Origin of the sequence: Streptococcus oralis (assembly GCF_023110055.1) — a bacterium.
In the GTDB taxonomy this organism is placed as follows: Bacteria; Bacillota; Bacilli; order Lactobacillales; family Streptococcaceae; genus Streptococcus; species Streptococcus oralis_BY.
The window spans coordinates 73,500-98,610 of sequence record NZ_JALDVG010000001.1; the positions used below are offsets into that span (position 1 = coordinate 73,500).

Genomic DNA, 25,111 nt, shown 5'->3' on the forward strand with positions numbered 1-25,111 from the left:
TACTCCATGAAAAGAGGAATGTCAAGAAAAATGATTGCGCACGCAACTTTTTTTAAAAAAATCTGATTATGAAATGAAATCAAGACTTGTCTCCAGCCTTTCCTCGACGGCCTTTTGCAGGTAAGCTAGGGTTGTCTGTCCCTCGTCAGTCAGGCAGATAAAGCTAGCCCGTCTATCCTGATCGCAACACCGGCGACTAAGCAAACCGCAGTTTTTCTCTTCTAGTCGGGCCACCATTCGAGAAACAGCGCTGGGACTGAGATGGAGTTTATCAGGTAAATCAATCTGCCGTAAGGATTTTTCATTAGCGAGGTCCAGATAGTAGAGCAGGTAAAACTCTTTCAAGGTCAGTCTTTGTTCACTCTGCTGGGCAATAGTTTCTTCCAACAAGGCTTCCATTTCCTTTTGACGGCGGTTGTAGTCAAACCACTTTTCCAAATAGGTCATTGCTTTCTCCTTTCTTTTCAAAGTAAAATCACAAAGTCATTACTGACTGTCTCTACAACACAAGATGATTGCGCATGCAATGATTATACTACTTTTAACTAATCCTTGCAAGAGAGAAGAATTGCAATATTTCCTTGAAATTTTCTGAAAAAAGAGTAAACTGGTATGCAAGAAGTCTATTTCGTGGAGTTTAGGATGAAATTATATGTTCAATTAATGATTCTCTTTGTGATTTCTCTAATCGGAGAGGGAATTTCCAGTTTCTTTCATCTGCCTATCCCAGGCAGTATTATCGGTTTGATTATTCTCTTTCTAGCCTTACAGTTCAAGTGGCTAAGGACCAGGCATGTCAATATGGTAGGAAATTTCTTGCTGGCCAACATGACCATTCTCTTTTTGCCACCAGCAGTAGGTATCATGGAAAAGTTTGATGTGATTGCCCCTTATCTCTTGCCCATCGTCTTGATTGTCTTTTTTGCGGCTGTCATCAACATTATCCTTATTGCCCTAGTGGTTCAGTTTATCAAGAGACGATTTGAGGGAGATTATGAGAAAGGAGATGCCAAATGAGCGAATTTGTATCCAATCCCCTGTTTGGGCTTGCCCTGTCTATCTTAGCTTATCTAGTGGGAATGCTGATTTACAGACGCTTCCCCCATCCATTGACAACGCCCCTGCTTTTGTCAGCCATTTTTATCATTTTTTTCCTTAAGGCGACGGGTATTTCTTATCAAGATTATTACCAAGGTGGGGTTTATCTGAACAACTTGATTGTCCCATCGACCGTGGCTTTAGGGATTCCGCTTTATAAGAGTTTTCACCTGATGAAGCACCATGCTCGGAGTATTCTCTTTGGTAGTCTGTTAGCAGTAGTTGTCAATACTAGCTTCACTGCCATAGTAGCGAAAATATTTGGCATGGACTTTTTCCTAGCCATTTCTCTCTTTCCCAAGTCAGTGACAACCGCCATGGCAGTGGGAATCACAGAAAAATTGCAAGGATTAACAACTGTAACCTTGGTCGTCGTAGTAGCGACTGGGATTTTGACAAGTGTGATTGGACCAACTCTTTTGAAGTGGTTGAAAATTGATGATCCGGTAGCAGTCGGGCTTTCCCTTGGAGGAACGGGACACGCTGTCGGAACGGGAACAGCCTTTCGATACGGCTCGGTAGCAGGAGCCATGGGTGGTTTGGCTATCGGTGTAACCGGTATACTCTACGTATTTGTCAGCCCCATCGTAGCCAGTTTGATATTGAGTTAAAGAAAAACCCAGCTTTCTAGCTGGGCATTTTTTATTGCAAGTTAACCTTGTTTTTCAAGATGTAGTAGGTACCAAGATAGTAGATAGCTGATAAAAAGAGATCGCGCAGAATTTCTGTACCAACCATCACGTTATAGTCATTGTCAACTCTTAAGAAGAAAGTGATATAACCAATAACGATTGAAATGACGATATAGGCTAGAATCCCCATGGCTGTTCGATACTCGTTAAAGAGTTGCCCGATAGAGATGGAGAGGTAAATGGACAAAATCCATGCGATTGACCCGACAAACAGTGATAGGGCATACAGCCAGCCGTAGCTGAGATAAGGGGAAATGAAGTTGTAGAGGGCAGTGAAGTCTTTTTCAATTGGTGTTAAGAAGATGATAATCAATATACTCAAGATAAAGACGATATAGCCTAAGATGGACCAGACAAGACCACCTAAAAGTTTTGCGATGATGATTTGGTGCTCGGAGACAGGCAAGGTCAAGGTCAAGTACCCTTGGCGGTCATAAACACTCCCCTTGAATCTTCGGATGATTAAAAAGATTGTTGCAATCCAAAGAGTGACGCTGAGTCCTCCAAAGACTAGTACTAAAAAGAAGATGAAATAAGCAGCATTGTTAGGATTGTAACTCTGGCTAAGACTGTTAATAAAAGCTCCAATCAAAACTGAAATTGCAAGTACAGCACCGTAGAGTGCCAGATACCATTTATTGACATTTTTAAATTCATAACGAACTAGATTCCAAAACATAATAATCTCCTTTGCTTAGGCTTTAAATTCCTGGCGGAAGAGCTGGTCAATTGATTCACCTGACTCGTAACGAATATCATCAACATTTCCTTGGCGGACGACTTTTCCGTCTTTGAGGAAGATGATCTCATCCAAGATTGGCTCAATATCTGAAATCAAGTGGGTTGAAATCAGCACCGTAGAGGTTGGTGAGTAGTTATTGATGATGGTATTGAGGATATAATCACGGGCAGCTGGATCCACGCCTCCGATTGGTTCGTCCAGAACGTAGAGGCGGGCTTCACGGCTCATAACCAAGATGAGTTGGACCTTTTCCTTGTTCCCTTTTGATAGTTTCTTGAGGCGACTGTTTTCATCAATACCGAGATCGGCTAAAAGGTGTTGGGCTCTTTCGAGATTGAAATCCTGATAGAAGGTTTTAAAATAGGTTAGAGCATCCTTAACCTTCATCTCTTCATTGAGGTAGGTTGTATCTGGTAGGTAGGAGACGATCGCCTTGGTAGCAGGACTTGGATCCTGTCCGTTAATGAGGACACGTCCTTTATTTGGTTGAAGGAGGCCATTGATCAGTTTGATCAAGGTTGTTTTTCCGGATCCGTTTGGTCCAAGGAGCCCGACAATTTTTCCGGCTGAGATCTCTAGTGAGATATTGTCAAGTGCCGCAGTTGCTCCATATGATTTTGTTACATTTTCAAGTGCTAGTAGTGTCATAGTCTTAAACTCCTTTAATATAGTCGCTTAATACATTTGGCAGTTCTTCTTTTTTGTAGCCAAATTGAAGCATGCAAGAGACGAATTGTTGCAGTTGCTCCTCGGAAAGTTGTTTGCGGGACTGAAGGATGAGATCCAAATCCTCGGTGACAAAACGACCAGTTGTCCGCTTGCTGTATACAAATCCTTCACGTTCAAGGTCAGACAAGGCGCGCTGAATGGTATTGGGATTGACTCCAGCCTCGCTCGCCAAATCTCTCACGGTAGGGAGCTGTTGGTTGGGTTCCAGTTCATGGGAAACAATCTGTAGTTTAATTTTTTCCATAATCTGTAAATAAATCGGTTTTGTATTATCAAATGACCAGGACATCATAGTCTCCTTTCTTTACAGCTGTTGTTCTAATTAAATAATACAATATAACAAAAAACTTGTCAAGTAAAAATAAGAATTGTTTTGGGAATTGCTCAAAAAATGGTATAATGAAAAGAAAACGACAAGGAGGGAAATGCATGCGTTGTCCAAAATGTGGGGCTACCAAGTCTAGTGTTGTTGATAGTCGACAAGCCGAAGAAGGAAATACCATTCGTCGAAGACGTGAGTGCGATGAGTGTCAGCATCGTTTTACAACCTATGAACGAGTAGAAGAAAGAACACTGGTTGTCGTCAAAAAAGACGGTACGCGAGAGCAGTTTTCGAGAGATAAAATCTTTAATGGGATTATCCGCTCAGCCCAGAAACGTCCTGTTTCAAGTGACGAAATCGGCATGGTGGTCAATCGTATCGAGCAAAAACTCCGTAGTCGCAGTGAGAATGAGATCCAAAGTGAATACATTGGTTCTTTAGTCATGGAAGAATTGGCAGAGCTGGATGAGATTACCTATGTTCGTTTTGCCAGTGTTTACCGTAGTTTTAAGGATGTGAGTGAATTGGAAAGTCTGCTCCAGCAAATCACCCAGTCCTCTAAGAAGAAAAAGGAAAAATAGATGAAGCCAAATGACCGTTTTTCTTTTCTAAAGAATAATCGGGTGTCGCAAGATACCTCTTCTCTGGTGCAGTGCTACCTCCCGATTATCGGTCAGGAGGCACTGAGCCTCTATTTATATGCTATTACCTTTTGGGATGGTGGACAAAAGGAATATCTCTTTTCCCACATCCTCAACCACTTAAACTTTGGCATGCCGACCTTGCTCCAATCCATTAAAATCTTATCTGCTTTGGATTTGTTGACCCTTTATCAGAAGGGAGAAACCTATGAATTGCAGCTTCATTCTCCCCTACCTATTCAGGATTTTTTAAGTCATTCTGTCTATAGCAGACTGTTGGAGAGAAAGATTGGGGATACTGCGCTTGCTTCTATGAAGCAAGCTCCAAGTGAGGGAGAAGCACTCTCTGTTTCTTTGAGCCAAGTATTTCCAAACCTGACCGAAGAAGTGACTCCAACCGAGTCTAAAAGCAAGTTAAAAAACGATTTTGACTTGGAACATTTTCAGCGCCTGATGGCTCGAGATGGTTTGCGTTTTGAAAATGAGCAGGCGGATGTTTTGGAATTGTTCGCCATCTCAGATGAAAAAAAATGGACCTGGTTTGAAACCTATCAATTAGCCAAGGCGACTACAGTGGCTCAGGTTATTTCAGTCAAACGCATGCGTGAAAAAATTGCGCAAAAACCAGCGTCTTCTGACTTTAGCCCAAAAGAAATGACCATTATCAGGGAAGCCAAAAATAAAACTCCCCTAGAGTTTTTAGCCGAAATCAAGCAAACACGTAAGGGGAACATCACCCAAAGTGAAAGAGAACTCCTTTACCAGATGGCATCTTTAGGCTTGTTGGACGAAGTCATCAATATCGTCTTGCTTCTAACCTTTAACAAGGTTGATTCGGCCAATGTCAATGAAAAATACGCTATGAAGGTCGCCAATGACTATGCTTACCAAAAAATTCGGACAGCAGAAGAGGCTGTGCTTCGGATTCGAGAACGTCAGCAAAAAGGCCAGGAAGACCAGAAATCGAAAACTAGCTCGACTAAGACAAATGTTCCTAAGTGGAGCAATCCAGAATATAAAAATCAAACCAGTGAGGAGACTCGTCTGGAACTAGAACGTAAAAAACAAGAAATGTTAGCCCGATTAGAAGAAGGAGGAGACTAGATGGAAAGTGTTGGTGATGTAATCAAACGTCAGACAAGTCGTTTTCAGTATCAGGACTTGGTCCAGCAGATCATGAAGGACCCCGATGTAGCGGCTTTTATCCAGAAAGAATCCCTCAGCCAAGAGGAGTTAAAGCGTAGCATTTCCAAGTTCAACCAATATATCACAGAACGGGATAAGTTTCTTCGTGGGGATGCTGACTATATAGCGCGTGGCTACAAGCCTATCTTGGTCATGAATCACGGCTATGCAGATGTATCTTATGAAGAAACACCAGAACTAATCGCGGCTGAAAAAGAGGCGGCCATCAAGAATCGTCTCAAGTTGATTAATCTACCAGCAAGTCTTAAGAAAGCGAAATTGGCTCAGATTGACCTGGATGATCTAGGACGTTTGCCGATTTTTGAGAGACTCTATGCCTTTGTTGACCTTTATCCAAGTATCCGAAAAGGCCTCTATCTTTACGGAGATTTTGGTGTCGGTAAGAGTTTCATGATGGCAGCCCTGGCTCACGACCTATCTGAAAAACGTGGGGCCTCAACAACTATTCTCCACTATCCAAGCTTTGTCATTGATGTGAAAAATGCCATCGGTGAAGGATCTGTGAAAACTTTGGTGGATGACATTAAGTTAGCTGAAGTTCTGGTCTTGGATGATATTGGTGCAGAGCAGTCGACTCCTTGGGTGCGTGATGAGATTCTCCAAGTCATTCTTCAGTACCGCATGCAGGAAGATTTGCCGACCTTCTTTACTTCCAACTTTAATTTCCAAGATTTGGAAAAACATTTTGCCAAAGGAAAGAATGGAAATGACGAGACTTGGGAAGCTAGACGGGTCATGGAACGAATCCGTTATTTGGCTGAGGAGACAAGACTAGAAGGAGAAAATCGCCGATGACAGAAACCATTAAACTGATGAAAGCTCATACTTCAGTTCGTCGCTTTAAGGAACAAGAGATTTCTCAAGAACACTTAAATGAAATCTTGACTGCTGGACAAATGGCGTCGTCTTGGAAAAATTTCCAATCCTACTCTGTGATTCTTGTGCGCAGTCAAGAGAAGAAAGATGCTCTTTATGAATTGGTTCCTCAGGAAGCCATTCGCCAGTCAGCTGCCTTTTTGCTCTTTGTCGGCGACTTGAACCGAGCTGAAAAGGGAGCAAGCCTTCATACGGATGCTTTCCGACCTCAAGGAGTGGAAGGTCTCCTTATCACGTCTGTAGACGCGGCACTTGCTGGGCAAAATACCTTGCTTGCAGCAGAGAGCCTGGGCTATGGTGGTGTTGTCATCGGTTTAGTCCGTTACAAGTCGGAAGAAGTGGCAGAGCTCTTTAACCTGCCTGATTATACCTACCCTGTTTTTGGAATTGCCCTTGGTGTGCCAAATCAACAACACGATGTTAAACCAAGATTACCTTTGAGCCAAGTGGTATTTGAAGAAGAATACCAAGAACAGCCAGTAGCAGCGATTTTGGACTATGACCAAGTTCAGGCAGACTATGCTGGTGCGCGTGCGACGACCTCTTGGAGTCAGCGTTTAGCAGAGCAGTTTGGCCAAGCCGAACCTAGTTCAACTCGAAAAAATCTGGAACAGAAAAAGTTATTGTAGAAAGTGAGAAAACATGGCCTTACCAACTATTGCCATTGTGGGACGTCCCAATGTTGGGAAATCAACCCTATTTAATCGAATCGCTGGTGAGCGGATCTCCATCGTAGAAGATGTCGAGGGTGTGACACGTGACCGTATCTATGCAACGGGTGAGTGGCTCAATCGTTCCTTTAGTATGATTGATACGGGAGGGATTGACGATGTCGATGCTCCCTTCATGGAGCAAATCAAGCACCAGGCAGAAATTGCCATGGAAGAAGCCGATGTCATCGTTTTTGTGGTATCTGGAAAAGAAGGAATCACGGATGCGGACGAATACGTAGCCCGTAAACTCTATAAAACCCATAAACCTGTTATCCTAGCCGTTAACAAGGTTGACAATCCTGAGATGCGAAATGATATCTTTGATTTCTATGCGCTAGGATTGGGCGAACCGTTGCCAATTTCGTCTGTGCACGGTATTGGTACGGGTGATGTGTTGGATGCCATCGTGGATAATCTACCACACGAAGTTGAAGAAGAAAATCCAGATGTCATTAAATTTAGCTTGATTGGCCGTCCTAACGTTGGAAAATCCAGTTTGATCAACGCTATTTTGGGAGAAGACCGCGTGATTGCTAGTCCAGTAGCTGGAACAACGCGTGATGCCATTGATACCCATTTTACAGATACGGATGGTCAAGAGTTTACCATGATTGATACAGCTGGTATGCGTAAGTCTGGTAAAGTCTATGAAAATACGGAGAAATACTCTGTCATGCGTGCTATGCGTGCCATTGACCGTTCTGACGTGGTTTTGATGGTCCTCAATGCGGAAGAAGGTATTCGTGAGTACGACAAGCGTATCGCAGGTTTTGCCCATGAAGCCGGTAAAGGAATGATCATCGTGGTCAACAAGTGGGATACACTTGAGAAAGACAACCACACCATGAAGAACTGGGAAGAAGACATCCGTGAGCAGTTCCAATACCTGCCTTACGCACCGATTGTCTTTGTATCAGCTTTAACCAAGCAACGTCTCCACAAATTGCCTGAGATGATTAAGCAAATCAGTGAAAGTCAAAACACTCGGATTCCATCAGCAGTCTTGAACGATGTGATTATGGATGCCATTGCCATCAATCCAACACCGACAGACAAAGGAAAACGCCTCAAGATTTTCTACGCAACCCAAGTGGCAACCAAACCACCAACCTTTGTCATCTTTGTCAATGAAGAAGAACTCATGCACTTCTCTTACCTGCGTTTCTTGGAAAATCAAATCCGCAAGGCCTTTGTCTTTGAGGGAACCCCGATTCATTTGATTGCAAGAAAACGCAAGTAAGTCTTGCTTATTTTTCAATAAGAATAACTGAAAAGAAGACTAGTTTGTCTTCTTTTTTCTATAAAGTAGGTGAAAAAAATCCTGTCAAATCGAAGGAAAAATCTGTCATCAAAATTCAATCATTTTCCTAGCTTTTGTAATCTATTTGTAATGAAAATGCACTTTCTTTGTAAAAATCAAAATGCTATAATTCCTTAAATCAATTTTCCTTTATCAGGGAGGTTATTATGAAAAGAAGCAGATTTTTTAAACATAGTTTGTTGGTTCGCTTGCTTGGGTTGCTGATGGTTTTTCTCTTCTTGTCAGCATTCACAGCACCTGAAAAACCTGAGTACGGGATCTATGACCCCAATCACTATCTGACTGATGAGACAATCAGACTGATTCGAGGTTTGAATAAGGTAAATAGTCAAAAAGCAGAAAAATTCCAAGTGGGCGTTTACGTTGTGAAAAGCCTGGATGGAGAAACAATCGAAACTGTAGCTAACGAAACAGCTAGAGCTTGGAAGATTGGCTACTCGGGAGACAACAACGGCGCCTTGATTGTGGTCGCTGTTGAGGATAGAAAATCACGGATTGAAACAAGCAATAATGTGGCAAGTAAGATCACAGACTATCAGACCAATAGATTTTTGAAAACAGCACGGCCTTACTTTCAAAAGGGAGACTACAGCAATGGAGTTCTTTCTATAGCAAACAATCTCAACTACATGTTTTATAGTGGATCGAGTACGACTGCTTCAAGTTCTAGAAGTAGTTACGACTATGCTACTAATTCTAGTCGTCTAAGAGAAATTGAAAAGTATACCGCTGGGAGTCAATCTTCGAAACGGCATCGAAAAAGTAGCTTCGATGACGGAGCCCTCGGATTTGTAGTTCTGATTTACTTCATCGTCATGATTATCGGATTTCTATTTGGTGGTCGTGGTGGCGGTTCACGTGGAGATGATTCTGGCGGTGGCTGGTGGGGCGGTGACTCATCAGACTCAGGTTCCTCTTGGTCTGATTCGGGCTCCGACTCATCTGGAGGCTGGGACGGCGGTGGCTTTGATGGCGGTGGTTCGTCTGATGACTGGTGAGTGATCATATATTGCTCAAACCGTTTTCTCCATACAGTAAGGTGACTCCTTTGCAACAGTTCACTCCTTCATTAAAAATAAAAACAAAGTTTGGGAAATTGATTTAAAATCTGAGTATTTTCTCAGAAAAGTTGATAAAAGAAAGTGTTAAGGTTTTGATATGAAACAAAATAAAGTAATTCTCTCAATAGTGGCTATTTTCTTTGGACTACTAGTTCTGGGAAGTTGTTCCGCAGTGACGACCTATAATGGTCTAGTTGGTGAACAGACTAAAGTGGAGCAGGCTCAGGCCGATGTCTCGACAGCCCTCCAACGTCGTTCGGACTTGATTGGTAACTTGGTGGAGTCCGTTAAAGGACAAATGAATCATGAAACCGAAGTCTTTACCAAGATTGCGGATGCTAGAGCTAAAATCGGTAGTAGCTCAGTAACTTCGGAAGAAAACCAAAAGGCTCAGGGAGAGTTGAGCTCTGCTCTTTCCCGCTTGATTTCCTTGACGGAGAATTATCCAGAACTCAAGAGCAATCAAAATGTTGAGCAACTAATGGTCGAACTTTCAGGCAGTGAAAATCGTATCTTTGTAGCACGCAAGGATTATAATAAAGTCGCAGCCGAGTACAATCAAAAGTTGAGAAGTTTTCCAACTGTGCTTTTTGCGAATATGATGAACTTTAAAGAAGCTGAAACCTTTAAAGAAACAGAAGAAGCCAAGACAGTTCCTAAGGTCGATTTTGGAACATCTTCATCAAGTCAATAAAGTGGATCAGCCTATGAATAAAGGAATTTCTCTAGTATGACTAGTGATTTCAAACTCAAACCTGGAAAGTCTTTTCCAGGTTTTTTTGGTATAATAAAAGGGAAGAGACAGTGACTGAAATGGAGGTTTGCTATGGAGAAAACAAAAGCCTTTCTTGAAGCGCACTACAAGAGATATATCTTTACGATTTGCCTTCTCTGGTTCCTCATGTTTTTCCTTCCTTGGGATTGGCATATAGGAGGAGTTTCAATTTATTATTTCGTTATGAAAAAACTCTTTGTGGTTTTTGGAGTTTTATCCATCCTATACTCCGTGCTGATTAAAAAAATCAGTCTCCTCATCTTTGGCATCATCTTTTGCTTGGCCTTCTGGATCAATCTCTTTTGGTATTTTGGGATATTGCCTATATTCTTGGGAAATTAAACATTAACAAATGAAGGACTAGACTAGCTTCTAGTCCTTTTTTCTTCCTTATTGAAATAGTTGGAGATATAAAAATAATTTTGTTGACGGGCTGTCTGTATGATATAATAAGTCCCGTAAAAAGAAGATTAAGGGATTTGAAAAATGGCTAAAAAAGTAAAAGATTATTATGACTTGGCTTATGCTATGGATTTGAGTCGACGGTTGCAAGAAGCATCCGTTGCCTTTGATGGACAAAAGTTTAGGCTGTTGCTAGAAAAAGACTTGGAAAATTTGGAGTTTAGCCAGCGTCAAGAACTCTTGGCTAAAAGTATCAAAGATTGTCTTCCCCTATCTTATCAGGACTCTCTCAAGGTTTTTGAGAAAATTTTGGGTCCTGAGTTAGAGGGTGGTTTAGGTATGTTCTCAGAAGGATATTGGCTTTGGCCAATCGGAAAATATGTAGAGCTATTTGGGGACAAGGAATTTGAATTGAGCACGGCTTTTAGTAAGGAACTAACCAAGCGATTTACTGGAGAATTTTCTATGAGACCTTTGCTGGCTCGTTATCCTAAAGCTACAATGACTTTGCTGTTAGAATGGAGTCGGGATGAAAATTTGCGTGTTCGTAGACTTGCCAGCGAATGCATGCGTATCCGTCTGCCTTGGGCTAAGAGACAAACCGTGGTATTGGATTATTTTGAGGATTTTACCACTATTCTGACCAATCTAAAGGATGATAGAGACAAGTCCATTCAAAAAAGTGTAGCCAATAATCTAAATGATTTGTACAAGGAAGATCCTGATAAGTTTGAAAAGATACTTCAAACTTGGCAAAAGGAGGAGCTGAGTCCAAGTTGTGCTTGGATCATCAAGCATGCATCTCGAACAAAAAACAAAAAGGTAGCCACAGAAGATTGATGCAAAAAAGGCTGAATTTTGGCTGGCCTTTTCCGTTGTAAATTAAGGATTCTTTCTTGAAAAATAATGGTAAATATGCTAAAATTAAAAGAACATTCTAAAATATTCAGAATAAAAAGTAAGGAAAATCATGGCTAATATTTTAAAAACGATTATTGAAAATGATAAAGGAGAACTTCGTCGTCTGGAAAAAATGGCTGATAAGGTTCTTAACTATGAGAGCCAAATGGCTGCAATGTCAGACGAAGAACTAAAAGCGAAAACTGACGAATTTAAAGAACGATACAACAAGGGTGAATCACTTGATTCATTACTATATGAGGCTTTTGCGGTAGTTCGTGAAGCTGCAAAACGTGTCCTTGGGCTTTTCCCTTATAAGGTTCAGGTCATGGGTGGGATTGTTCTTCACCATGGTGACGTTCCAGAGATGCGTACCGGTGAAGGGAAGACCTTGACAGCGACTATGCCAGTGTACCTCAATGCCCTTGCAGGCAAAGGGGTTCACGTAGTCACAGTCAATGAATACCTAACAGAACGTGACGCGACTGAAATGGGTGAGTTGTACTCATGGCTCGGTCTGTCAGTAGGGATCAACTTGGCAGCAAAATCTCCAATGGAGAAAAAAGAGGCTTACCTTTGCGATATTACCTACTCAACCAACTCAGAGATCGGTTTCGACTACCTTCGTGACAACATGGTCGTTCGTGCAGAAAACATGGTGCAACGTCCACTCAATTATGCCTTGGTCGATGAGGTTGACTCTATTTTGATCGACGAAGCTCGTACACCATTGATCGTTTCAGGTGCCAATGCAGTTGAAACAAGTCAACTCTACCATATGGCGGACCACTTCGTGAAATCCTTGGACAAGGATGACTATATCATTGACGTTCAGTCTAAGACGATCGGTTTGTCAGACTCTGGTATTGACAAGGCTGAAAGCTACTTCAAACTAGAAAATCTCTACGACATTGAAAATGTGGCTCTTACTCACTTTATCGATAATGCCCTCCGTGCCAACTATATCATGATTCTCGATATCGACTATGTGGTTAGTGAAGAGCAGGAAATCTTGATTGTCGACCAATTTACAGGTCGTACCATGGAAGGTCGTCGTTACTCTGATGGTTTGCACCAAGCGATTGAAGCAAAAGAAGGTGTGCCAATCCAAGATGAGACTAAGACTTCAGCTTCTATTACCTACCAAAACCTCTTCCGTATGTATAAGAAATTGGCAGGTATGACAGGTACTGGTAAAACAGAAGAAGAAGAATTCCGCGAAATTTACAACATTCGTGTTATCCCAATCCCAACTAACCGTCCAATTCAACGTATCGACCACTCAGACCTTCTCTATGCAAGTCTTGATGCAAAATTTAAGGCTGTAGTTGAAGATGTAAAAGCTCGTTACCAAAAAGGTCAGCCGGTCTTGGTAGGTACAGTTGCCGTTGAAACGAGTGATTTCCTTTCTAAGAAATTGGTAGCAGCAGGTGTTCCTCACGAAGTCTTGAATGCGAAGAACCACTACAGAGAAGCGCAAATCATCATGAACGCTGGTCAACGTGGTGCCGTTACCATCGCAACCAACATGGCCGGTCGTGGTACCGACATTAAACTTGGTGAAGGGGTTCGTGAACTTGGTGGACTTTGCGTCATTGGTACAGAACGCCACGAAAGTCGCCGTATTGATAACCAGCTTCGTGGACGTTCAGGGCGTCAAGGAGACCCAGGTGAGTCACAATTCTACTTGTCTCTTGAAGATGATTTGATGAAACGTTTCGGTTCAGAACGTTTGAAAGGTGTCTTTGAACGACTCAACATGTCTGATGAAGCCATCGAATCTCGCATGTTAACGCGTCAAGTTGAAGCAGCTCAAAAACGTGTCGAAGGAAACAACTACGACACTCGTAAACAAGTCCTTCAATACGATGATGTTATGCGTGAACAACGTGAGATTATCTATGCGCAACGCTATGATGTCATTACTGCAGATCGTGATTTGGCACCAGAAATCCATGCTATGATTCGTCGTACCATTGGACGTATCGTGGATGCACATGCTCGTTCTAAGGAAGATGAAAAATTGGAAGCAATCTTGAACTTTGCTAAGTATAACTTGCTTCCAGAAGATTCAATTAGCCGTTCAGACCTTGCAGGTTTGTCAGACCAAGCTATCAAAGATGAACTTTTCCAACGTGCCTTGAAAGTCTATGACAGCCAAGTTGCTAAGCTTCGTGACGAAGATGCAGTGAAAGAATTCCAAAAAGTCTTGATTCTACGTGTTGTAGACAACAAGTGGACAGATCATATCGACGCCCTTGACCAGTTGCGAAATGCTGTTGGTCTTCGTGGATATGCCCAAAATAACCCTGTTGTAGAATATCAAGCAGAAGGTTTCCGCATGTTTAACGACATGATTGGATCGATTGAATTCGATGTGACCCGTTTGATGATGAAAGCACAAATCCATGAACAAGAACGTCCGCAAACTGAACACAATATCAGTACAACTGCGACTCGTAATATCGCAGCGCAGCAGGCAAGTCTTCCAGAAGATTTGGACTTGAGCCAAATCGGACGAAACGACCAATGCCCATGTGGATCAGGTAAGAAATTCAAGAACTGTCATGGTAAGAGACAATAATATGAGATAAGATACAGGCGGATACCTGGTAAAAATCATTTTTTGCTTGGTGTCCGTTTGCTTTATAAGGAGATGAATCATGGTATTTAAAGCTAAAAGTCCTAAAATTAACATTGAAGAAGTTCGCGCCTTGTCTAAATTAGAGGGAGCGGCTCTTGCGAGAAAAAATCAACGTGATCAGGAATTGGAAGCCATCATCCGTGGGGAAGACCAGCGTATTCTCTTGGTGATTGGACCATGTTCATCTGATAACGAAGAGGCGGTTCTCGAGTATGCCAAGCGTCTATCTGCTTTGCAAGAAGAGGTCAAAGACCGTATTTTTATGGTCATGCGTGTCTATACAGCTAAACCTCGTACCAATGGAGATGGCTATAAGGGCTTGATTCATCAACCAAATGCGACAGAAGCTCCTAGCTTGATTAATGGAATCAAGGCTGTTCGCCAACTGCACTACCGTGTGATTACCGAGACGGGAATGACAACAGCTGATGAGATGCTTTATCCTGAAAATCTTCCGCTAGTGGATGATTTGATTTCTTATATGGCTGTTGGAGCTCGTTCTGTAGAGGATCAACAGCACCGTTTTGTAGCGAGTGGGGCAGATTTTTCAACAGGATTTAAAAATCCCACATCTGGAAATCTCAATGTTATGTTTAACGGGATTTACGCAGCGCAAAATAAACAGAGTTTCCTTTTCCTCGGTAAAGAGGTGGAAACAACAGGGAATCCATTGTCCCACGCCATTCTTCGCGGTGCCTTGAATGAATATGGTAAGAATATTCCTAACTACTACTATGACAATTTGATGGATACCATTGATCAGTATGAAAAGATGGGCTTGGAAAATCCCTTTATCATCATCGATACTAACCATGACAATTCAGGCAAGCAGTACATGGAGCAAATCCGTATCGTTCGTCAGACCTTGATCAACCGTGATTGGAATGAGAAAATCAAGAAATACGTTCGTGGTTTTATGATTGAGTCCTATCTAGAAGATGGACGTCAAAATGAGCCAGAAGTTTTTGGTAAGTCCATTACAGATCCGTGTCTAGGATGGGACAACACAGAAGCACTTGTTCGCGAAATTTACCAAACGCTAGGAGAATAAGATGGCATTTATCGAAAAAGGTCAAGAAATTGATATTGAAGCAATCAAGGCTGCGACCCAGCTGTCAGCTGAAGCCTTGCGAAAAAAAGAAGCCCGTGATAGAGAGTTGGCAGCCATCATCTCAGGTGAGGACGACCGAATCCTTTTGGTGATGGGGCCTTGCTCTTCGGACAATGAAGAAGCTGTGCTCGAATATGCTCATCGCTTAGCAGACTTGCAGAAAAAAGTTGCGGATAAAATCTTTATCGTGATGCGTGTCTATACGGCTAAACCTCGTACCAATGGAGATGGCTATAAGGGTATGATTCATCAACCAAATACTAGCGAAGCGCCTAGTCTCATCAATGGTTTGCAGGCTGTTCGTCAGCTGCACTACCGTGTGATTACCGAAACTGGATTGACAACAGCTGATGAGATGCTTTATCCGTCAAATCTCGTTTTGGTTGATGATCTGGTCAGCTACCATGCTGTAGGGGCTCGCTCAGTGGAAGATCAAGAACACCGCTTTGTAGCCTCTGGGATTGATGCTCCAGTTGGGATGAAAAATCCAACATCTGGGAACCTCGGGGTTATGTTTAATGCCATCTATGCGGCTCAAAACAAGCAAACCTTCCTTTACCATGGCCAAGAAGTGGAAACTTCAGGAAATCCTTTGGCCCACGTTATCCTTCGTGGTGCCATGAACGAATATGGTAAAAATGAACCCAATTTCTACTATGAAACCCTCTTAAATGCCATCAATCACTATGAGTCTATGGGACTTGAAAATCCCTTCATTATCATCGATACCAATCATGAAAATTCTGGCAAGCAGTATATGGAACAAATTCGCATTGTTCGTCAAGCCTTGCTGAATCGTGACTGGAATGAAAAGATTAAAAAGACGGTTCGAGGCTTTATGATCGAATCTTACCTAGCAGACGGTCGCCAAAATCAACCAGAGGTTTTTGGTTGCTCCATAACTGACCCTTGTTTAGGTTGGGAAAATACAGTAGCCTTGGTAGACGAAATTTATACTACCTTAACAAAATAAGTGAAAAGGATGGAGTTGGGGGAATCTCAGCTCCTTTTATGAGTATGATAGTTGGACACGGAATTGACATCGAAGAATTGGCTTCGATAGAAAACGCAGTTACACGACGTGAGGGCTTTGCTAAACGCGTGCTGACCCCTAAAGAATTGGAGCGTTTTACCAGTCTCAAAGGGCGCAGACAGATCGAATACTTGGCAGGTCGCTGGTCAGCTAAGGAGGCCTTTTCCAAGGCTCTGGGAATGGGTATTGGCAAACTGACCTTTCAGGATTTGGAAGTTTTGAACAATGAACGAGGCGCGCCTTATTTTAGTCAGGCACCATTTTCAGGAAAGATTTGGCTATCTATCAGCCATACAGATCAGTTTGTGACAGCCAGTGTCATTTTGGAGGAAAATCATGAAAGCTAGTCCACATAGACCAACCAAGGCTCTGATATTTCTGGGAGCTATTCGACAAAATATTCAGCAAATGGGGGCTCATATCCCTGAAGGAACGCTCAAGTGGGCAGTGGTCAAGGCCAATGCCTATGGTCATGGGGCTGTTGCCGTTGCCAAGGCTATTCAAGATGATGTTGATGGATTTTGTGTTTCCAATATTGATGAAGCCATCGAACTTCGTCAGGCTGGACTTAGCAAGAAAATCCTCATCTTAGGAGTTTCTGAACTAGAAGCTGTTGCTCTAGCTAAAGAATACGACATCACCTTGACAGTGGCTGGGCTGGAGTGGATTCAAACGCTCTTAGACAAGGAAGCAGATTTGACTGGCTTGACTGTCCACCTCAAGATTGACTCAGGGATGGGACGGATTGGTTTTCGAGATTCCAGTGAGGCAGAGCAGGCTCAAGCCTTGCTCCAACAACACGGCGCTCGTGTTGAGGGGATTTTTACCCACTTTGCTACTGCAGATGAAGAATCAGATGACTATTTTAATGCCCAGTTAGAATGCTTTAAAACTATTTTGGCAAGTATGAAGGAAGTTCCAGAGCTGGTTCATGCCAGCAACTCAGCAACGACCCTCTGGCATGCTGAGACTATTTTCAATGCAGTCCGTATGGGAGATGCCATGTATGGTCTCAATCCTAGTGGAGAGGTCTTGGACTTACCCTATGATTTGACACCAGCCTTGAGTTTGGAGTCTGCCCTTGTTCATGTCAAGACAGTTCCAGCTGGAGCTTGCATGGGCTATGGAGCAACCTATCAGGCGGATAGTGAGCAAGTCATTGCGACCGTGCCAATCGGCTATGCGGATGGTTGGACACGAGATATGCAAAATTTCACTGTCTTGGTAGATGGCCAAGCTTGCCCAATCGTCGGACGAGTATCTATGGACCAAATCACCATTCGTCTGCCTAAGCTTTATCCGCTGGGAACAAAAGTAACTTTGATTGGCTCAAACGGGGACAAGGAAATCACAGCAACTCAGGTAGCTGCCTACCGCGGCACTATTAACTATGAGGTGGTTTGTCTCCTCAGCGACCGCATTCCGAGAGAATATCATTAAACCAAAGAAAGGAGTGGAGCATGAATCTACACCAACCCTTGCATGTCTTGCCTGGTGTGGGACCAAAGTCAGCAGAGAAATACGCCAAACTAGGAATTGAAAACTTGCAAGACCTCTTGCTCTACTTTCCTTTCCGTTATGAAGATTTCAAAACCAAGCAGGTGCTGGAGCTGGAAGATGGCGAAAAGGCGGTTCTGTCTGGTCAAGTCATGACCCCCGCTAGTGTCCAGTATTATGGTTTCAAGCGCAATCGTCTGCGTTTTAGTCTCAAGCAGGGAGAAGTCGTTTTTGCGGTGAACTTCTTTAACCAACCCTACCTAGCTGACAAGATTGAACTAGGTGCAACTCTTGCTGTCTTTGGAAAATGGGACCGTGCCAAGGCCAGTCTGACTGGGATGAAGGTCCTGGCTCAGGTGGAAGATGACCTCCAACCTGTCTATCGTCTAGCTCAGGGAATCAGTCAGGCCAGTCTGGTCAAGGTCATCAAGACGGCTTTTGATCAGGGATTGGACCTTTTGATTGAGGAAAATCTGCCTCAGTCTTTACTTGATAAATACAAACTCATGTCCCGTTGCCAGGCTGTCCGTGCCATGCATTTTCCTAAGGATTTGGCAGAATACAAACAGGCCCTTCGCCGTATCAAGTTTGAAGAACTCTTTTATTTTCAGATGCAGTTGCAGTCACTCAAGTCTGAAAATAGAGTTCAGGGAAGCGGTCTGGTTCTGAATTGGTCCCAGGAAAAAGTGACAGTCGTTAAAGAAAATCTGCCTTTCTCCCTGACCCAAGCTCAGGAAAAGAGTCTGCAGGAAATTTTGACAGACATGAAGTCGGACCACCACATGAATCGTCTTCTGCAAGGAGATGTAGGGAGCGGAAAAACGGTGGTTGCTGGTTTGGCCATGTTTGCGGCGGTGACGGCTGGCTATCAGGCAGCTCTCATGGTACCGACAGAAATCCTAGCAGAGCAACACTTTGAGAGTTTACAGAACCTTTTTCCAGACTTGAAACTGGCTCTCTTGACAGGATCCTTGAAAGCTACAGAAAAAAGAGAAGTCTTGGAGACTATTGCCAAGAGTGAGGCTGATTTGATTATCGGAACCCACGCTCTGATACAGGATGGAGTGGATTATGCTCGCCTTGGCTTGATTATCATCGATGAGCAGCACCGTTTTGGTGTGGGGCAAAGGCGTGTTCTGAGAGAAAAAGGGGACAATCCTGACGTTCTCATGATGACAGCGACGCCCATTCCACGGACGCTGGCTATCACAGCCTTTGGCGATATGGATGTTTCCATTATCGACCAGATGCCAGCGGGTCGGAAACCCATTGTGACACGTTGGATCAAACATGAGCAACTACCTCAGGTACTGACTTGGTTAGAGGGGGAAATTCAAAAAGGTTCGCAAGCCTATGTTATCTCTCCCCTGATCGAAGAATCTGAAGCTCTGGATCTGAAAAATGCTATTGCCTTATCTGAGGAGTTGACAGCTCATTTTGCTGGCAAGGCAGAAGTAGCCCTCCTACATGGTAAGATGAAGAGTGACGAAAAAGACCAGATCATGCAGGAGTTCAAAGAGAGAAAAACGGATATTCTGGTTTCGACAACGGTTATTGAGGTTGGGGTTAATGTTCCCAATGCGACCGTCATGATTATCATGGATGCCGACCGGTTCGGTCTCAGTCAGCTTCACCAGCTCAGAGGCCGTGTGGGTCGGGGTGACAAGCAGTCCTATGCTGTTCTTGTGGCTAATCCTAAGACTGAGTCTGGGAAGGACCGCATGCGCATCATGACAGAAACGACCAATGGATTTGTCCTTGCGGAGGAAGATTTGAAAATGCGTGGTTCTGGTGAGATTTTTGGAACCAGACAGTCAGGACTTCCAGAGTTTCAAGTGGCGGATATTATCGAAGATTTTCCGATTTTAGAAGAAGCCAGAAAGGTTGCCAGCTACATTAGTTCGATAGAAGGTTGGCAAGAGGATCCAGAATGGCGCATGATTGCTCTCCATCTGGAAAAGAAAGAACATCTAGATTAATACTCTTCGAAAATCAAATTTAAACCACGTCAACGTCGCCTTGGATTATATATGTAACTGACTTCGTCAGTCTTATCTACAACCTCAAAGCAGTGCTTTGAGCAACCTGCGGCTAGTTTCCTAGTTTGCTCTTTGATTTTCATTGAGTATAAGCTTTCTCTAAGGAAAACTTAAGCTAGCTTTTAGGTTTGGGCCTTATACTAGAATCATCAAAAAGAAACGAGGACTCTCACATGACGATTAAAGTAACCTACCAAAAGAAATTCCAAACCGTCAAACTAGAGAAAGGAGCTAGCACCTATTGATACACAGAGAGCGGAAACGCTCTTTTTATTTTTAAAACTACTTTCAGGCGATAGGTTTGAGGAAAGAGAATCTAAAATCACTTTCTATTTAGAATTCTTTCTTGCATTGCCTTCCTAGATATGCTAGAGTTATGATAGCGATTACAAAACTAAAGGAGCATGCTATGAAAAATCCAGCTTTGCTAGAAGAAATTAAGACTTATAAAGGACGGGATGAGATTCCAGAAGACTTTGATGCTTTCTGGGATGAAGAGGTCAAAAAAGTTTCATCTCTTCCAGCCTACCAGTTGGAGGAAAGAGATTTCCACATTCCTCAAGTCAAGTGTTATGAGCTGACCTTTGAAGGAACTAATGAAGGCAAGGTCTATGCACGAATCGTCCTTCCAAAGACTGAGGAGAAGGTTCCGCTAATCTTCCACTTTCATGGCTATATGGGACGTGGCTGGGACTGGGCCGACATGCTGGCCTATACTGTGGCTGGTTACGGTGTTGTTTCCATGGACGTTCGTGGTCAGTCGGGCTATTCTCAAGACGGCTTGCGCTCTCCACTAGGAAATACGGTGAAGGGGCATATCATCCGTGGTACTGTGGAAGGTCGTGAACATCTCTTTTATAAGGATGTTTATCTGGATATTTACCAGTTGGTTGAAATTATTGCTAGTCTGCCTCAGGTGGATGAGAAAAGACTTTCTAGCTATGGTGCCTCACAAGGTGGGGCTTTAGCCCTAGTTGCAGCAGCGCTCAATCCTCGGATTCAGCGAACAGTTGCCATCTATCCCTTCTTGTCCGACTTTAGACGAGTACTTGAGATTGGCAATACCAGTGAAGCCTATGATGAACTCTTCCGTTATTTCAAGTTCCACGATCCCTTCCATGAAACAGAGGATGAAATCATGGCGACTCTTGCCTATATCGATGTGAAGAATCTTGCCCATCGTATCAAAGGAGAGGTCAAGATGATTACGGGCTTGGATGACGATGTTTGCTATCCCATTACCCAGTTTGCGATTTACAACCGTCTGACCTGCGACAAGGCCTATCGCACCATGCCAGAGTATGCTCACGAAGCCATGAATGTTTTTGTCAATGACCAAGTTTATAACTGGCTCTGTGGCAGTGAGATTCCTTTTAAGTACGTAAGATAATGAATGAGAGAGCTCAGGAGCTCTCTTTTTATGTCCAAAATCTGAAAGTACTTTTAGAAAATTTAAAATATTAAAATATTCTTAAAAGTAAAATCTATTCTGTAGGAACACAGATGTAAATATAAGACTTTATTGTATAATAAAGGAAAAGTCACTTGTGAAAGGAGGAAAAGGCTGCCGGGTGGTTAAAAACTCGGGCTCAGCAGAAAATGGGAGAGGATTGGGAGCTCTCATTAAGTTGGATACTTTCTTGTAAAACTTGTCTCTTGAGAGACAATAAAAATTTTTAAAGAAAAAGAAAGCGCTTTATTTTATGAAAAATGAAAGGACAAACATGAATTACAAATCTTTAGATCGGAAACAGCGATACGGAATTCGAAAATTTGCAGTTGGGGCGGCATCTGTAGTGATTGGTACAGTGGTATTTGGAGCAAATCCAGTCTTAGCTCAAGAGCAAGCCAATGCAGCAGGGGCCAATACAGAAACTGTCGAACCTGGTCAAGGTTTATCAGAATTGCCAAAAGAAGCGTCCTCGGGAGATCTTGCTCATTTGGATAAGGATTTGGCTGGTAAATTGGCAGCAGCTCAAGACAACGGCGTTGTGGTGGACCAAGATCATTTGAAAAAAAATGAGAGTGCAGAATCAGAAACTCCATCCTCTACGGAAACCCCTGCAGAAGAAGCAAATAAGGAAGAGGAATCAGAGGATCAGGGTGCTATTCCTCGTGACTATTACTCAAGAGATTTAAAAAATGCTAATCCTGTCCTTGAAAAAGAAGATGTTGAAACCAATGCAGCAAATGGTCAGAGAGTTGATTTATCAAGTGAACTAGATAAACTAAAGCAACTAAAAAATGCTACAGTTCACATGGAGTTCAAACCAGATGCATCAGCTCCACGCTTTTACAATCTCTTCTCTGTATCCAGTGACACCAAGGAAAATGAGTACTTTACTATGTCGGTCCTTGATAATACAGCTCTTATTGAAGGGCGTGGCGCTAACGGGGAGCAGTTCTATGATAAGTATACAGATGCTCCTTTGAAAGTTCGCCCTGGACAATGGAATTCAGTGACCTTTACTGTCGAACAACCAACAGCAGAGTTACCTCATGGTCGAGTTCGTCTCTATGTGAACGGTGTCTTATCCCGTACAAGTCTCAAATCTGGTAACTTCATCAAAGATATGCCAGATGTTAATCAAGCTCAACTTGGAGCAACCAAACGGGGCAATAAAACAGTTTGGGCATCAAACCTACAAGTTCGAAACTTAACTGTTTATGATCGTGCTTTAAACCCAGATGAAGTTCAAACACGGAGTCAATTATTTGAAAGAGGTGAATTGGAACAGAAACTTCCTGAGGGAGCAAAAGTCACTGAGAAAGAAGACGTATTTGAAGGTGGTAGAAACAATCAACCAAATAAAGATGGTATCAAGAGTTATCGTATCCCAGCTCTTCTCAAGACAGATAAAGGAACGCTGATTGCAGGAACGGATGAAAGACGTTTGCACCATTCTGACTGGGGAGATATTGGGATGGTTGTTCGTCGCAGCTCAGATAATGGAAAAACATGGGGAGATAGAATTGTAATCTCAAATCCTCGTGACAATGAGCACGCTAAACATGCAGAATGGCCATCTCCAGTCAATATTGATATGGCCTTGGTGCAAGACCCTGAAACAAAGAGAATTTTTGCAATTTATGACATGTTCCTTGAAAGTAAGGCAGTATTTTCATTGCCGGGGCAAGCTCCGAAAGCTTATGAACAAGTGGGAGATAAAGTTTATCAAGTTTTATATAAGCAAGGAGAATCAGGTCGCTATACGATTCGAGAAAACGGAGAGGTTTTCGACCCTCAAAATAGAAAGACAGATTATCGCGTCGTCGTTGACCCTAAAAAACCAGCTTACAGCGATAAGGGGGATTTGTATAAAGGGAATGAGTTAATCGGAAATATTTATTTTGAGTATAGCGAGAAGAATATTTTTAGAGTTTCCAATACCAACTACCTATGGATGTCCTACAGTGATGACGATGGGAAGACTTGGTCTGCACCAAAAGATATTACTCATGGGATTCGGAAAGATTGGATGCACTTCCTAGGAACTGGACCTGGTACGGGGATTGCCTTACGTACAGGACCTCATAAGGGAAGACTGGTGATTCCAGTTTATACAACAAACAACGTTTCCTACCTAAGTGGTTCACAATCATCTCGTGTAATTTATTCAGATGATCATGGTGAAACATGGCAAGCAGGGGAAGCAGTTAATGATAACCGCCCAGTAGGCAACCAAACTATTCACTCTTCAACCATGAATAATCCAGGTGCCCAAAATACGGAGTCAACTGTTGTTCAGTTGAATAATGGGGATCTCAAGCTCTTTTTGCGTGGGTTGACTGGTGATCTTCAGGTTGCGACCAGTCATGATGGGGGAGCAACGTGGGATAAAGAAATCAAACGTTATCCTCAAGTAAAAGACGTTTATGTTCAAATGTCCGCTATTCACACCATGCATGAAGGAAAGGAATACATTCTACTCAGCAATGCTGGTGGTCCTGGACGCAATAATGGTTTGGTCCACCTAGCTCGTGTTGAGGAGAATGGTGAGTTGACATGGCTGAAACACAATCCTATACAAAGTGGTAAGTTTGCTTACAACTCACTCCAAGAACTCGGAAATGGCGAATATGGTTTGCTTTATGAGCATGCGGATGGCAATCAAAACGATTATACTTTATCCTATAAGAAATTCAACTGGGATTTCTTAAGCAAAGACAGAATTTCTCCTAAAGAAGCAAAAGTAAAATATGCTATTCAAAAATGGCCAGGTATTATAGCCATGGAGTTCGATTCGGAAGTATTGGTCAACAAGGCTCCGACCCTTCAATTGGCAAATGGCAAGACAGCAACCTTTATGACCCAGTACGATACAAAAACTCTCCTATTCACAATAGACCCAGAGGATATGGGTCAAAGGATTACAGGTCTAGCTGAGGGTGCAATTGAAAGCATGCACAATTTACCAGTTTCTTTAGCTGGCTCTAAACTAAGCGATGGTATTAATGGCAGTGAAGCTGCTATCCATGAGGTTCCAGAATTCACAGGTGGTGTTAATGCTGAGGAAGCAGCGGTTCATGAAGTTCCGGAGTATACAGGTCCAATAGCAACAGTAGGTGAAGAACCAGCTCCAACAGTAGAAAAACCAGAATTCACTGGTGGTGTCAATGCTGAGGAAGCCCCAGTGGCAGAGATGCCAGAGTACACCGGTCCATTATCAACAGTAGGAGAAGAAGCAGCGCCAACGGTTGAAAAGCCTGAATTTACAGGTGGGGTCAACGCTGTTGAGGCAGCAGTCCATGAACTTCCAGAGTTTAAAGGTGGCGTTAACGCGGTTCTAGCAGCCTCAAACGAGCTTCCTGAATATAGAGGAGGTGCTAACTTTGTCTTGGCAGCTTCAAATGACCTTCCAGAGTATAAGGGTGGCGTCAATGGTGTTGAGGCAGCAGTCCTTGAAGTGCCAGAGTACAAGGGAGACACCAATCTAGTATTAGCAGCTGCAGACAACAAACTGTCTATAGGCCAAGATGTGACCTATCAAGCGCCAGCAGCTAAACAAGATGAACTTCCAAATACGGGAAGCAAGGAAACAAACTCACTGATTTCCCTTGGTCTTGCAGGTGTTCTTTTATCCTTGTTTGCATTTGGCAAGAAGAGAAAAGAATAATAAGTAAAAGCTTTTTGAGTAGGTCTCGGAAGAGGTAGCAGGTTTTCAAGCCTGCTATCTTTTTTGACGACATTCAGGTTGATTCAAAATCATAAGAAGTCTGAAACTACTTTCAGGATAGTCTGTTCTATAAAATAGTTTTGAAACTGAAATCTATTCTACTACAAGCTATTGAAAGCGCTTAACAAATGA

The 25,111-nt window shown here is 42.8% G+C and carries 23 protein-coding genes; 19 read left to right on the top strand and 4 right to left on the bottom strand.

Translation table 11 applies throughout. The features are described from left to right. Window positions 1–66: 66 nt before the first annotated feature. Entirely contained in the window at window positions 67–447 is a 381-nt protein-coding gene (locus M1G01_RS00455; RefSeq protein WP_000221648.1) for a MarR family winged helix-turn-helix transcriptional regulator, read from the bottom strand. Between the two features lie 195 nt (window positions 448–642). Here M1G01_RS00455 and M1G01_RS00460 point away from each other — a divergent pair, with 195 nt between their 5' ends. Further along, entirely contained in the window at window positions 643–1,017 is a 375-nt protein-coding gene (locus M1G01_RS00460; RefSeq protein WP_000781325.1) for a CidA/LrgA family protein, read from the top strand. After that, on the top strand, window positions 1,014–1,709 hold the full coding sequence (locus tag M1G01_RS00465; RefSeq protein WP_247930887.1) for an LrgB family protein: 696 nt from the start codon (window positions 1,014–1,016) through the stop codon (window positions 1,707–1,709). Before M1G01_RS00460 ends, M1G01_RS00465 begins: the two co-directional genes overlap by 4 nt. 31 nt (window positions 1,710–1,740) lie before the next feature. Here the strand turns inward: M1G01_RS00465 and M1G01_RS00470 are convergent, their stop codons facing one another. Genes M1G01_RS00470 through M1G01_RS00480 form a run of 3 tightly spaced genes read right to left on the bottom strand, consistent with a single transcriptional unit; the run spans window position 1,741 to window position 3,550 of the window. After that, window positions 1,741–2,469: a hypothetical protein gene (locus M1G01_RS00470; protein ID WP_247930888.1), complete on the bottom strand. Its 729-nt coding sequence runs from the start codon at window positions 2,467–2,469 to the stop codon at window positions 1,741–1,743. 15 nt (window positions 2,470–2,484) lie between these two features. After that, window positions 2,485–3,180, bottom strand: coding sequence for an ABC transporter ATP-binding protein (locus tag M1G01_RS00475; protein WP_000173188.1), 696 nt, complete (start codon window positions 3,178–3,180; stop codon window positions 2,485–2,487). Between the two features lie 4 nt (window positions 3,181–3,184). Continuing rightward, the gene (locus tag M1G01_RS00480; RefSeq protein ID WP_000119117.1) at window positions 3,185–3,550 is read right to left on the bottom strand and encodes a GntR family transcriptional regulator; all 366 of its coding nucleotides are present in this window, start codon (window positions 3,548–3,550) and stop codon (window positions 3,185–3,187) included. A gap of 140 nt (window positions 3,551–3,690) precedes the next feature. Here M1G01_RS00480 and nrdR point away from each other — a divergent pair, with 140 nt between their 5' ends. From nrdR to M1G01_RS00565, 17 genes are all read left to right on the top strand, one after another. Further along, window positions 3,691–4,164: a transcriptional regulator NrdR gene (nrdR, locus tag M1G01_RS00485; RefSeq protein WP_001203676.1), complete on the top strand. Its 474-nt coding sequence runs from the start codon at window positions 3,691–3,693 to the stop codon at window positions 4,162–4,164. After that, window positions 4,165–5,328 (top strand): DnaD domain protein, encoded by a 1,164-nt coding sequence (locus tag M1G01_RS00490; RefSeq protein WP_247930889.1) that lies wholly within the window; start codon window positions 4,165–4,167, stop codon window positions 5,326–5,328. Then, window positions 5,329–6,225 carry a primosomal protein DnaI gene (dnaI, locus tag M1G01_RS00495; protein ID WP_247930890.1) on the top strand — a complete coding sequence of 299 codons (897 nt, stop codon included), beginning with the start codon at window positions 5,329–5,331 and terminating at the stop codon, window positions 6,223–6,225. It abuts the gene before it with no gap. After that, on the top strand, window positions 6,222–6,935 hold the full coding sequence (locus M1G01_RS00500) for an NADPH-dependent oxidoreductase (protein ID WP_247930891.1): 714 nt from the start codon (window positions 6,222–6,224) through the stop codon (window positions 6,933–6,935). The genes dnaI and M1G01_RS00500 overlap by 4 nt, the downstream gene beginning before the upstream one ends. Window positions 6,936–6,948: 13 nt before the next feature. Then, window positions 6,949–8,259, top strand: a complete 1,311-nt coding sequence (der, locus tag M1G01_RS00505; RefSeq protein WP_247929853.1) for a ribosome biogenesis GTPase Der — start codon at window positions 6,949–6,951, stop codon at window positions 8,257–8,259. A 227-nt stretch (window positions 8,260–8,486) separates the two neighbouring features. Further along, window positions 8,487–9,338, top strand: a complete 852-nt coding sequence (locus tag M1G01_RS00510; protein ID WP_070696197.1) for a TPM domain-containing protein — start codon at window positions 8,487–8,489, stop codon at window positions 9,336–9,338. A gap of 160 nt (window positions 9,339–9,498) precedes the next feature. After that, the gene (locus M1G01_RS00515; protein WP_000812473.1) at window positions 9,499–10,095 is read left to right on the top strand and encodes a LemA family protein; all 597 of its coding nucleotides are present in this window, start codon (window positions 9,499–9,501) and stop codon (window positions 10,093–10,095) included. A 132-nt stretch (window positions 10,096–10,227) separates the two neighbouring features. Further along, the gene (locus M1G01_RS00520; protein ID WP_049520430.1) at window positions 10,228–10,518 is read left to right on the top strand and encodes a hypothetical protein; all 291 of its coding nucleotides are present in this window, start codon (window positions 10,228–10,230) and stop codon (window positions 10,516–10,518) included. Window positions 10,519–10,662: 144 nt separating this feature from the next. Next, entirely contained in the window at window positions 10,663–11,418 is a 756-nt protein-coding gene (locus M1G01_RS00525) for a DNA alkylation repair protein (protein ID WP_247930892.1), read from the top strand. A 130-nt stretch (window positions 11,419–11,548) separates the two neighbouring features. Continuing rightward, the gene (gene secA, locus M1G01_RS00530; RefSeq protein WP_001284115.1) at window positions 11,549–14,062 is read left to right on the top strand and encodes a preprotein translocase subunit SecA; all 2,514 of its coding nucleotides are present in this window, start codon (window positions 11,549–11,551) and stop codon (window positions 14,060–14,062) included. A 79-nt stretch (window positions 14,063–14,141) separates the two neighbouring features. After that, window positions 14,142–15,173, top strand: a complete 1,032-nt coding sequence (locus M1G01_RS00535; RefSeq protein WP_247930893.1) for a 3-deoxy-7-phosphoheptulonate synthase — start codon at window positions 14,142–14,144, stop codon at window positions 15,171–15,173. Window position 15,174: 1 nt separating this feature from the next. Then, entirely contained in the window at window positions 15,175–16,206 is a 1,032-nt protein-coding gene (locus M1G01_RS00540) for a 3-deoxy-7-phosphoheptulonate synthase (protein WP_247930894.1), read from the top strand. A 44-nt stretch (window positions 16,207–16,250) separates the two neighbouring features. Beyond that, window positions 16,251–16,613: a holo-ACP synthase gene (gene acpS / locus M1G01_RS00545; RefSeq protein ID WP_247931498.1), complete on the top strand. Its 363-nt coding sequence runs from the start codon at window positions 16,251–16,253 to the stop codon at window positions 16,611–16,613. Beyond that, a complete protein-coding gene (gene alr / locus M1G01_RS00550; RefSeq protein ID WP_247930895.1) occupies window positions 16,603–17,706 on the top strand; it encodes an alanine racemase in 1,104 nt (367 codons plus the stop codon). Before acpS ends, alr begins: the two co-directional genes overlap by 11 nt. Next, a complete protein-coding gene (gene recG, locus M1G01_RS00555) occupies window positions 17,697–19,742 on the top strand; it encodes an ATP-dependent DNA helicase RecG (RefSeq protein WP_345773258.1) in 2,046 nt (681 codons plus the stop codon). The genes alr and recG overlap by 10 nt, the downstream gene beginning before the upstream one ends. A 469-nt stretch (window positions 19,743–20,211) precedes the next feature. Then, window positions 20,212–21,192, top strand: a complete 981-nt coding sequence (locus tag M1G01_RS00560; RefSeq protein WP_247931499.1) for an acetylxylan esterase — start codon at window positions 20,212–20,214, stop codon at window positions 21,190–21,192. 334 nt (window positions 21,193–21,526) lie between these two features. After that, a complete protein-coding gene (locus tag M1G01_RS00565; RefSeq protein ID WP_247930897.1) occupies window positions 21,527–24,919 on the top strand; it encodes an SIALI-17 repeat-containing surface protein in 3,393 nt (1,130 codons plus the stop codon). Window positions 24,920–25,111 lie beyond the last annotated feature (192 nt).

Excerpts from the sequence above, each read along its gene's own strand:
- M1G01_RS00455 (WP_000221648.1), bottom strand. The coding sequence starts at position 447 with ATGACCTATTTGGAAAAGTGGTTTGACTACAACCGCCGTCAAAAGGAA.
- M1G01_RS00460 (WP_000781325.1), top strand. The coding sequence starts at position 643 with ATGAAATTATATGTTCAATTAATGATTCTCTTTGTGATTTCTCTAATC.
- M1G01_RS00465 (WP_247930887.1), top strand. The coding sequence starts at position 1,014 with ATGAGCGAATTTGTATCCAATCCCCTGTTTGGGCTTGCCCTGTCTATC.
- M1G01_RS00470 (WP_247930888.1), bottom strand. The coding sequence starts at position 2,469 with ATGTTTTGGAATCTAGTTCGTTATGAATTTAAAAATGTCAATAAATGG.
- M1G01_RS00475 (WP_000173188.1), bottom strand. The coding sequence starts at position 3,180 with ATGACACTACTAGCACTTGAAAATGTAACAAAATCATATGGAGCAACT.
- M1G01_RS00480 (WP_000119117.1), bottom strand. The coding sequence starts at position 3,550 with ATGTCCTGGTCATTTGATAATACAAAACCGATTTATTTACAGATTATG.
- nrdR (WP_001203676.1), top strand. The coding sequence starts at position 3,691 with ATGCGTTGTCCAAAATGTGGGGCTACCAAGTCTAGTGTTGTTGATAGT.
- M1G01_RS00490 (WP_247930889.1), top strand. The coding sequence starts at position 4,165 with ATGAAGCCAAATGACCGTTTTTCTTTTCTAAAGAATAATCGGGTGTCG.
- dnaI (WP_247930890.1), top strand. The coding sequence starts at position 5,329 with ATGGAAAGTGTTGGTGATGTAATCAAACGTCAGACAAGTCGTTTTCAG.
- M1G01_RS00500 (WP_247930891.1), top strand. The coding sequence starts at position 6,222 with ATGACAGAAACCATTAAACTGATGAAAGCTCATACTTCAGTTCGTCGC.
- der (WP_247929853.1), top strand. The coding sequence starts at position 6,949 with ATGGCCTTACCAACTATTGCCATTGTGGGACGTCCCAATGTTGGGAAA.
- M1G01_RS00510 (WP_070696197.1), top strand. The coding sequence starts at position 8,487 with ATGAAAAGAAGCAGATTTTTTAAACATAGTTTGTTGGTTCGCTTGCTT.
- M1G01_RS00515 (WP_000812473.1), top strand. The coding sequence starts at position 9,499 with ATGAAACAAAATAAAGTAATTCTCTCAATAGTGGCTATTTTCTTTGGA.
- M1G01_RS00520 (WP_049520430.1), top strand. The coding sequence starts at position 10,228 with ATGGAGAAAACAAAAGCCTTTCTTGAAGCGCACTACAAGAGATATATC.
- M1G01_RS00525 (WP_247930892.1), top strand. The coding sequence starts at position 10,663 with ATGGCTAAAAAAGTAAAAGATTATTATGACTTGGCTTATGCTATGGAT.
- secA (WP_001284115.1), top strand. The coding sequence starts at position 11,549 with ATGGCTAATATTTTAAAAACGATTATTGAAAATGATAAAGGAGAACTT.
- M1G01_RS00535 (WP_247930893.1), top strand. The coding sequence starts at position 14,142 with ATGGTATTTAAAGCTAAAAGTCCTAAAATTAACATTGAAGAAGTTCGC.
- M1G01_RS00540 (WP_247930894.1), top strand. The coding sequence starts at position 15,175 with ATGGCATTTATCGAAAAAGGTCAAGAAATTGATATTGAAGCAATCAAG.
- acpS (WP_247931498.1), top strand. The coding sequence starts at position 16,251 with ATGATAGTTGGACACGGAATTGACATCGAAGAATTGGCTTCGATAGAA.
- alr (WP_247930895.1), top strand. The coding sequence starts at position 16,603 with ATGAAAGCTAGTCCACATAGACCAACCAAGGCTCTGATATTTCTGGGA.
- M1G01_RS00560 (WP_247931499.1), top strand. The coding sequence starts at position 20,212 with ATGAAAAATCCAGCTTTGCTAGAAGAAATTAAGACTTATAAAGGACGG.
- M1G01_RS00565 (WP_247930897.1), top strand. The coding sequence starts at position 21,527 with ATGAATTACAAATCTTTAGATCGGAAACAGCGATACGGAATTCGAAAA.